This window comes from Halobacillus sp. HZG1, from assembly GCF_035818575.1.
Taxonomy (GTDB): Bacteria; Bacillota; Bacilli; order Bacillales; family Halobacillaceae; genus Halobacillus; species Halobacillus litoralis.
In genome coordinates this window covers 1-8,547 of the sequence record NZ_JAYLVQ010000050.1, presented here as the reverse complement: position 1 = coordinate 8,547, position 8,547 = coordinate 1, and the positions used below count along the sequence as shown (strand labels likewise).

Below are 8,547 nucleotides of genomic sequence, written 5' to 3'. Positions count from 1 at the left end.
CTCGGTATAGGGGTTCGTTTCACTCCTCATATGGAATGGGGTGGTTGGGAAGCTGCGAGACTCCCGTGGGAGAAGGAGATAGGCGAGATCCCGCAGGACGCAGTCCGAGGAAGCTCGGCGCTCCCCCACAGGAAAGCGAGTGGCTTCCCTGCCACCCCTGACGCTCAACCTAGGGAACGAACCCAGAAACACCTAGAAACTGAGTCTTCCACTAAAGGGAGCTTTAGTTGAATAAGTGTGTGCGGGGCAATTGTGATAAAATACGGAGGAGACTGAATGTGGAGGTTCCAAAAAATGAATGGACAAAAAAGAAGCGACATTAAAATAGGAGCAGAAGTAGAGATCGTCCTGAAAAAAGACCAACGAACAGGAGCATTGACCAGCGGGAGAGTGAAGGATATTCTCACAAAGTCTCCAAACCATCCTCACGGAATAAAAGTACGTCTGGAAGACGGTCAAGTCGGTCGAGTAAAAAACATACATTCCTAAAAAAGTTCAATGAAATAAGAAAGAGCCCATGCAAAAGCATAGGCTCTTTGAATTTATAGAGGGAAATAAAAGTAGAATTACAAACGACTTTTTTGTTCTTTAAAATTTCTATATGGCATTTCAATTGTAAAAAAAGCGCCGTCTTCATCTTCTGTGACGTCAAGAATCGTGTACTCTGCCCCGAAGATTTGTTCCATAGCATAGTCAGCGTTATCAAAGGGCTCGCCGTCTATGGAAAATCCAGATTGGAGCAATGTATGACGGTCTTCTTCTGTGAACTTGCTGATTTCATTGAGTTCAACCATAGGACGGACAAGTGTGTCTCCCTCTGGCTCATCAAGAAAATCGTAGGAAATTTGTAGGTTCACCAAATTCTGTGCTTCACCGAGCATTTTTAGTACGACTGTTTTGAACTCTGATAAGTCCATAAGAAAGCGGACATCTTCCGGTTCAATATGTTCTAAGTAGAGTGACATTTCATAAGCCTCCTTCTATACTTCTATGGCTTATATTACCATGAAGGCACCTCTTTAAACCCATGGAAATTGGAAAAGCGAGAAGGGCGGCCGCCCTTCTCGCTTTGTATACTTTCGGAAAATATCAAGTTTTACCTACTTGCTTTTCATGCAAGTTTTGTGGAACTTTGTCCATGTTATTGCCGCGGTTCAAAAATTCTACATGGTAGTTTTTGGCAACTTAAACGACGCAATCCCTACCTCTATTGCATCCTTACAGCTCCGAAGCTGATCCAGTGTGATTAAGTTGTATCAAAACGTAGCAGAATGCCAGTCTCATACAAATCACTCTTTTCTTTTCCGAGTTACCTTCTTTTGAAGGCACTATCAAATCATTATAAACTCTATATTTATAAATGTCAATAGCGTACGTTTTGGGAAACTACCATCAATTCACAAGTTTTACGATCGAGCGACCGCGTGTTTTTCCTTGTAGAACATTCTCAATTGTTTCAGGGATTTCATTGAGGGTATGAACGGCTTTGATCCGATCGAAAAATTCTTTAATTTTTAAGTCATTAGCCATTCGGTGCCACACTTTTTTCCTTAGATCCATCGGGCAATTGACGGAATCAATGCCAATAAGACTAATACCCCTTAAGATAAATGGATAAACCTGTGTGGGAACTTTGGTACCTCCGGTTAATCCACTCACAGATGCTGCGCCACCATACTTCAATTGACTAAGAAGGGAGGCGAGCTGTTCTCCTCCGACAGGATCAACAGCTCCAGCCCAGCGTCCGCTTGAAATTGCTCGGAGCTTCCCATCATAAACCTCTTCACGGGAAATGATTTTAGACGCTCCTAAGTCCTTTAAGTATTCTTCATGCTGAGGGCTTCCAGTGCTTGCTTCTACGGTATAGCCTCTCTTAGCGAGCATGGCAACCGCAATACTACCCACGCCGCCGGAAGCTCCGGTTACAAGGACAGGTCCCTGTTCGGGAGTCAGTCCGTTTTCTTCCAGTCGATGAAGGGAAAGGGCAGCGGTGAAACCAGCCGTCCCGTAAATCATCGCCTCTTCTGTTGTCAATCCATCGGGGAGGGGGACGATCCATTCGGCGGGGATACTTGCGTATTCACTATATCCACCGTGATGATTGACGCCGATTTCATAACTGGTAGCAATGACAGAGTCACCTTCTTTAAACTGGTTATTAGAAGAACGAACGACTTCTCCTGCCAAATCAATGCCTGGTATAATCGGATAATTTTTGACAAGGGGATTATCCGGCTGGGTAACCATCCCGTCTTTATAGTTGATGCTGGAATAATGGACTTTAATTAAAACATCGCCGGAAGGAAGGTCCGAGAAAGAAAGGTCTTGCACCGAACCTTGCACACCTTCTTCCGTCTGGTCGATTTTATATGCTTTGAAATTTGTCAACGTTTCACCTCATTTCTGCCTTTATGGACGAAGGTCCTCATCGTAATCTTCTTCTGTAACAGAGTCCTGCTTTGATTTTCTTCCTTTATCCTGTTCTCTTTCTTCTTTTTTTACTTCTTCATCTGGAATGCCGTCAATCAACTGTTCTTTTTTTAATTTTTCTTGGAAGCTTTGGTCGTTTTCAGATATTTTGTCTCGTTTTCGATCAGCCATCTCTTTCACCTCCAGAAAATGGGTATCCCGGTTATGATTCCTTTTTATAAAAGGTATTAAACGTTGATCTGGTATGAGAGGCATGAAAAAAAGCCACCATTTGATGGCGGCTTTATCTATCGGTGAATTTGCTCTTAATGGATTGGAAGAGCGAGCTCTGTATTAAGTAATCAAATGTTGTGCTGATCACTAGGCCGTGAATGATCACCCCGAGGATAGTGAAGATGACGATAATGATATGTCCTGCCATCGTTTCTGGTTCAAATCCAGATCTACCGAAGAAGGTGAGGGAGAGGATGGCGCTTAGCCAGGCATCTCCATAGCTGTCTAATTCGTTTTCAATTAAATTTAAGGGAATGATCAGAAGGAATACCAGAATAAAGGTTGCCCCGGTCACAGTTGAAAGATGCTGTCTTTTAAGAAAGCGGATGAAAGGCAACGTGTAGTACTTTGTGATGGACTTCAATCTTAAGAGATGAAGGATTCTTGCAAATCTTGCAAACTGAAAAATGGCATCGAGGGGAATGGCAGCGATGACGATGAAGGGGTGTTTTTTTATAAATCCCCATTTGCTGTCCGAGCGATACAAACGATAAAGAAAGTCAAGAAAGAAGATGGACCATGTCGTCCACACAATTACACTATTATAGCCGGTTTGCTGCCATATAGTGGCGACGGAAAGGGCTGCGAGAGCGACCATGAATATTTCATAGAACGTTTTGCTGGATTTTTTAGTTTGTAGTCCCATCGTCATGTCTCTCTCCCTGATTTTGTCGATTCGACACTATTATATCATTCTCTTAAATAGAGAACATTAACTAGGATGGATGTAATTAGCCCCAGCCTCTGTAATCTGTGTTCCTGCCCGGCCGCGTTTGATCGTCACAAAACCTCGTTCTTTTAAATCTGCCAACACTCTGCGAATCTGCTGTTCTGATAAAGAAATGGAACCTTCCTGATCAAGTTCTTCATAGATTTTCTTACGGCTTGCATTGATCATCGATTCATTCAACGACAGGACAATCTCTAAAACTTTTTTATTCAATCGATCATCCACCAGGCTAGTTGTTTCCCGCTTTATATTTTTCTTTGGCCTTTGGAAGAAATCTTCATCAGGAAGGTCATTAATCGTAATGGTGTCCCCCTCTGAAACTGTAAGAAGGTAGGATATTGTATTTTTTAATTCACGAATGTTTCCATACCAATCATAGCGCGTCAATTCTCCAAGCAATCCTTTCCCCAGCCCTTTATTAGGTGTGTGGTTTTCCAATAAAAACTGTTCCACAAGCGCAGGAATATCTGTCTTTCGTTCTCTTAGTGGAGGAACGGACACGTAGAGAACTTTAAGTCTGTGGTAAAGATCTTCTCTGAATTTCCCTTGTTCGATCAGTTGGAGTAAGTCCTTATTTGTGGCAGCAATGATTCTTACGTTGATTGGAATGGTTTTCGATCCTCCAATCTTACGAATTTCCATCTCTTGAATCACCCGCAATAAACGAGCTTGAAGCTTTAAACTGATATCTCCAATTTCATCGAGGAAGATGGTGCCGCCATCCGCCTGTTCAAACAACCCTTTTTTGCCACCTTTCTTAGCACCGGTAAAAGCCCCCTCTTCATAGCCGAAGAGTTCACTTTCCAATAAATCTTCAGGTAATGCACTGAAGTTCACGGCGAGGAAAGGTTCATAAAGGCGGTCGGACTCATGGTGGATGGCATGAGCGAACAGCTCTTTACCGGTGCCGCTTTCTCCGTGTATTAAAACAGGGAGGGGTGTCTTCGCAAGTTTATGTCCGATGGCTTTCGCTTTTTCAATCGTCGGGCTTTTCCCGATGATATCTTCAAAGGTGTACTTTGCGATATAGCCTGTTTTCAACAATTGTTTTCGCGCGGCTTTTTCCATCGTGATGGTTTCATCTGAGTTTTTGAAAATGAAGATTACGTTGTCACTTTCTTCCCATTGGACACGGTAAATCATGAGGTTGTAACCGTTTAAAGTAAAGTACAATCCTTCTTCCTGAGGGGTGGTCATGAACTTAAGGAGCTTCGGATCTTTGAATAATTGATGAACCGGCTTCCCCATGGCGTGTGTGTGTGATAAGCCACTGTATTCTTCTATGAAAGGATTGAAGACGGTAACTTTTTGATCAGCGTCGATTGCCATGACTCCATCATTCACTCCATCCACCACTTGCTGAAGATGTTGGTTTAAAAGTTCGGTTTGTTTATTCATTTCTGAGAGTTTTTTACTTAAATCGATGATTTTTCCTGTGTACCGATTTGAAATCACTCCTCCAAGCTTTTCTTTTAAGTGGAAGTGATCGAGAATTTCAATTAATGTCGTAATATCGATAAGCCGGACACCGATATCAATGATCTTCTCTACCGAAGGAGGGGCAAGGGTGACCTCACCTGGAGTGATGGCAGTGGAGATGTCATATGTATTCGTCAGCCCTGGGTAATAAGCGGTGAAGGACAGGTGATCGATCCCCATCTTTTTTAATGTATCAATCGTTTCTTCTGCCATTTCGGATGTGTCATTGACACATAGAACCGAGGTTCCTTCTTCTAGTTCCAACAATCGTTCAATGTGCTGGTAATTGATAGTGCGTATGGCTGTTTTGCGGGGTGAGCCGGGGGCTATGAAAGGAGCGGCTTCCTTTTCAATTAAATAAGAGGAAAAGATGATTAAAGCATCACTGACTTGATTCGGGACATGTTCATCCACGGCATAGCTCTCAATATGGATGAATTCTCCTAAAATGTCTTCCAATTGTTCGTGTAGTGTCGCTTGTGTTTCTTTGGTTCCTGTTAGCAACGTTAATTGATTTTTCATCTTATCACCCTTCTTTTTTGGTTCTTCTTGGTTTATATTATAACACCCAATTGTATCCTATTTTAGAAAAACCGCCTCCTTTAAGGCGGAATTTTCAGAAAATGTTTTTGGCATAAAACTTGCATGTAAGAATAGTGGAAGGATCAGAAGGGAGAAAAAAACACATGGATAAGAAGCGGAAGAAGAAGTTTGAGATGCCTCATACGTATGTCATCATCTTTTTTGTTGTCCTATTTGCAGCTCTATTAACTTATTTAATACCTGCTGGGACATTCGAAACAGAAGAGGTGACGTACGACAAATCCGGCTCAGAGGAAACGCGAACCGTCCTGGTACCGGATAGTTTTTCAGTGGCTGACGAAACTGCTCAGCAAGGGACCAGTTTATTTGAACCATTCGGAGGAGCTGGTCTGTTAAATTACGTATTCGAAGGTTTAGTCTCAGGAGATAAGTGGGGGTCCGCTGTCGGAGTCGTTGCTTTTATACTGATTATCGGCGGGGCTTTTGGAATCATTATGAAAACTCGGGCCGTCGAAGAAGGCATTCTGTCGGTCATCGATCGGACAAAGGGGAAAGAAGTGCTAATCATTCCGATTATGTTCTTTTTATTTTCTTTGGGTGGCGCCGTTTTCGGAATGGGAGAAGAAGCCATTGCTTTTGCTATGATTCTAGTACCACTCGTAGTAGCGCTTGGATACGATGCCATTACTGGGATCATGATTACTTATGTAGCCACACAAATCGGGTTTGCGACATCTTGGATGAACCCTTTTGGAGTAGCCATTGCTCAAGGGGTTTCGGATGTGCCAGTACTTTCCGGAACGCCATTCAGGTTTACGATGTGGCTGATCTTTACGGCTATCGGTACGATTTATACATGGAAATATGCAAGTTCCGTAAAAAAAGACCCGACCCGGTCACTTGCTTATAAATCCGACCAGTACTTCAGGGATGATTTTGAGCAAAAGGATTTGAAAGTCAACTTCAAGTTTGGTCACGTGCTGGTTATCTTGACCGTGGTCTTAGGAGTTGCTTGGATTATCTGGGGTGTTATTCAACATGCTTATTATATTCCGGAAATTGCAAGCCAGTTCTTTACCATAGGTCTTGTGGCAGGAATTATTGGTGTTATCTTCAAATTGAATCATATGAGAGTCAATGACATTGCAGAAGGGTTCGCTCAAGGAGCGAAAGATTTGCTTCCAGCTGCTTTGGTCGTAGGGATGGCTAAAGGGATTATTATTATTCTGGGAGGAGATGACCCGGCCTCAGCTTCTGTATTGAATACGGTTCTTCATTCAGCAGGGCAATTGTTTGATGGGGTGCCTGAGGTCATATCTGCATGGTTGATGTTCTTATTCCAATCGGTCTTCAACTTCTTTGTCGTATCAGGATCGGGGCAGGCGGCTCTGACGATGCCATTGATGGCGCCTTTAGCTGACATCGCAGGTGTGACGAGACAAGTAGCCGTCTTGGCTTTCCAATTGGGAGATGGATTAACAAACATTATTGTACCTACTTCTGCGGCGCTTATGGGCACACTGGGTGCGGCGCGACTGGACTGGTCCAACTGGTTCCGCTTTATCTTTAAATTTCAGTTGATGCTCTTCGGGCTAGCGTCCGTATTTATGATTGTCGCTGTTCTCATCAATTTCAATTAATTCAATGGCAAACAGGAGGTATGAGAAATGATCACTTTAATTAAACAGGCAACCGTATATGCTCCTGAGTTTTTAGGAGAACAAGATGTCCTGATCGCCGATGGGCGAATTGCAGATATACAGGACAATATAGACTTAAATGGGGAACAGGTCCACGTCATTGATGCACAAGGGGAGGTGCTGACTCCTGGATTTATTGATGGCCACGTTCATATTACAGGGGGAGGGGGAGAAGGAAGTTTCCGGTCCCGCACGCCTGAGTTAACACTGACGGGTGCGACGTTGAGCGGAGTAACGACCCTGGTTGGGGTCATCGGCACGGATGGGACGACCCGGACCATGACAAACCTCGTAGCTAAAGCGCGTGCTTTGAGAGAAGAAGGGATCACCTGCTATTGTCACACAGGTTCCTATCAAGTCCCTGTAAAAACATTAACAGGCAAGATTGAAGACGATATCCTTTTGATTGACCTGATTATCGGAGCGGGAGAAATCGCAATCTCAGATCACCGATCGTCTCAGCCTACGGTCGAGGAAATGGCGAAGATTGCTTCCGAGGCGCGGATTGGCGGGATGCTTTCCGGAAAAAAGGGGATTGTAAATGTGCATGTCGGAGATAGCCCTGAACAATTAAAACTTATAGAGAGAGTTATAGAGACGACTGATTTACCCATAACACAATTTTATCCGACACACATCAATCGCAATTCGGAACTTTTTGAAGCGGGCATCCAATATGCGAAAAAGGGAGGTTTCGTTGATTTTACTACGAGTACAATCCCGAAATTTATAGAGGACGGAGAAGTGAAGAGTAGCGAAGCCCTGAAACGAATGCTCGATCAGGGAGTGCCGGTCGAGCAAATTACCTTTACTTCCGACGCCCAGGGGAGTCTCCCGGACTTCGATGATAAAGGCAACTTGATTGGTTTGAAAGTAGGTAAGGTTGCTTCGTTGTATGAAGCATTTCAAGATGCTGTTCTTGAGCAGAAGGTGAGCATGGAAGATGCCTTGAAGGTCATCACCCTTAACCCGGCTTCTATTTTAGGTCTTCCTGCCAAAGGAAAGCTAGAAACTGGGAGAGATGCCGATCTTGTCATGATGGATCCGCAGACACTGAAAATTTCCCGGGTCATTGCTTTAGGCAGGGAAATGGTTAGAAATGGAGAGCCTTTAGTTAAAGGAACATTCGAATAACGAAAAATAACCCCCCTGTTCCGGAAGTTGAAGTTCCCACAGAACGGGGGGATATTTTTGCTCATTTTTATTAAACTATATGGCAGGTTTCTTGAAGACTCAGTTTCGAGATGTTCTTTGAGTGGATGGGGGCTGCGGGGAATAGCTCGCTTTCCGCGGGAGCGCGGTGAGCCTCCTCGGACTGCGTCCTGTGGGGTCTCACCCTGCACTTTTTTCCCGCAGGAGTCTCGCCATTCCCCTCCGCCCCTTTGCTATATC

The 8,547-nt window shown here is 43.9% G+C and carries 8 protein-coding genes; 3 read left to right on the top strand and 5 right to left on the bottom strand.

Annotated features, from left to right (window positions below):
* The first annotated feature begins 294 nt into the window (after positions 1 to 294).
* A complete protein-coding gene (locus tag VKA52_RS07450; protein WP_160914240.1) occupies positions 295 to 489 on the top strand; it encodes a YwbE family protein in 195 nt (64 codons plus the stop codon).
* Between the two features lie 77 nt (positions 490 to 566).
* On the opposite strand, the gene VKA52_RS07445 is transcribed toward VKA52_RS07450, so the two are convergent.
* The 5 genes from VKA52_RS07445 to VKA52_RS07425 all read right to left on the bottom strand — a co-directional run bounded on the left by VKA52_RS07445 (position 567) and on the right by VKA52_RS07425 (position 5,434).
* Positions 567 to 965, bottom strand: a complete 399-nt coding sequence (locus tag VKA52_RS07445; RefSeq protein WP_326314826.1) for a hypothetical protein — start codon at positions 963 to 965, stop codon at positions 567 to 569.
* Positions 966 to 1,392: 427 nt separating this feature from the next.
* Positions 1,393 to 2,388, bottom strand: a complete 996-nt coding sequence (locus tag VKA52_RS07440; protein WP_326314825.1) for an NADPH:quinone oxidoreductase family protein — start codon at positions 2,386 to 2,388, stop codon at positions 1,393 to 1,395.
* Between the two features lie 21 nt (positions 2,389 to 2,409).
* Positions 2,410 to 2,601 (bottom strand): hypothetical protein, encoded by a 192-nt coding sequence (locus VKA52_RS07435; protein WP_160914246.1) that lies wholly within the window; start codon positions 2,599 to 2,601, stop codon positions 2,410 to 2,412.
* A 112-nt stretch (positions 2,602 to 2,713) separates the two neighbouring features.
* The gene (locus tag VKA52_RS07430) at positions 2,714 to 3,355 is read right to left on the bottom strand and encodes a hypothetical protein (RefSeq protein WP_237417488.1); all 642 of its coding nucleotides are present in this window, start codon (positions 3,353 to 3,355) and stop codon (positions 2,714 to 2,716) included.
* A 60-nt stretch (positions 3,356 to 3,415) separates the two neighbouring features.
* The gene (locus VKA52_RS07425) at positions 3,416 to 5,434 is read right to left on the bottom strand and encodes a sigma 54-interacting transcriptional regulator (protein WP_326314824.1); all 2,019 of its coding nucleotides are present in this window, start codon (positions 5,432 to 5,434) and stop codon (positions 3,416 to 3,418) included.
* Between the two features lie 164 nt (positions 5,435 to 5,598).
* On the opposite strand from VKA52_RS07425, the gene yfcC reads away from it, so the two are divergent.
* Together yfcC and iadA are read left to right on the top strand one after the other, a co-directional pair.
* Positions 5,599 to 7,095 (top strand): putative basic amino acid antiporter YfcC, encoded by a 1,497-nt coding sequence (gene yfcC / locus VKA52_RS07420; protein ID WP_160914249.1) that lies wholly within the window; start codon positions 5,599 to 5,601, stop codon positions 7,093 to 7,095.
* Between the two features lie 27 nt (positions 7,096 to 7,122).
* Complete coding sequence (gene iadA / locus VKA52_RS07415; protein WP_326314822.1) at positions 7,123 to 8,289, top strand: beta-aspartyl-peptidase; 1,167 nt, start codon at positions 7,123 to 7,125, stop codon at positions 8,287 to 8,289.
* Positions 8,290 to 8,547 lie beyond the last annotated feature (258 nt).

Excerpts from the sequence above, each read along its gene's own strand:
- VKA52_RS07435 (WP_160914246.1), bottom strand. The coding sequence starts at position 2,601 with ATGGCTGATCGAAAACGAGACAAAATATCTGAAAACGACCAAAGCTTC.
- iadA (WP_326314822.1), top strand. The coding sequence starts at position 7,123 with ATGATCACTTTAATTAAACAGGCAACCGTATATGCTCCTGAGTTTTTA.
- VKA52_RS07445 (WP_326314826.1), bottom strand. The coding sequence starts at position 965 with ATGTCACTCTACTTAGAACATATTGAACCGGAAGATGTCCGCTTTCTT.
- VKA52_RS07450 (WP_160914240.1), top strand. The coding sequence starts at position 295 with ATGAATGGACAAAAAAGAAGCGACATTAAAATAGGAGCAGAAGTAGAG.
- VKA52_RS07430 (WP_237417488.1), bottom strand. The coding sequence starts at position 3,355 with ATGACGATGGGACTACAAACTAAAAAATCCAGCAAAACGTTCTATGAA.
- VKA52_RS07425 (WP_326314824.1), bottom strand. The coding sequence starts at position 5,434 with ATGAAAAATCAATTAACGTTGCTAACAGGAACCAAAGAAACACAAGCG.
- yfcC (WP_160914249.1), top strand. The coding sequence starts at position 5,599 with ATGGATAAGAAGCGGAAGAAGAAGTTTGAGATGCCTCATACGTATGTC.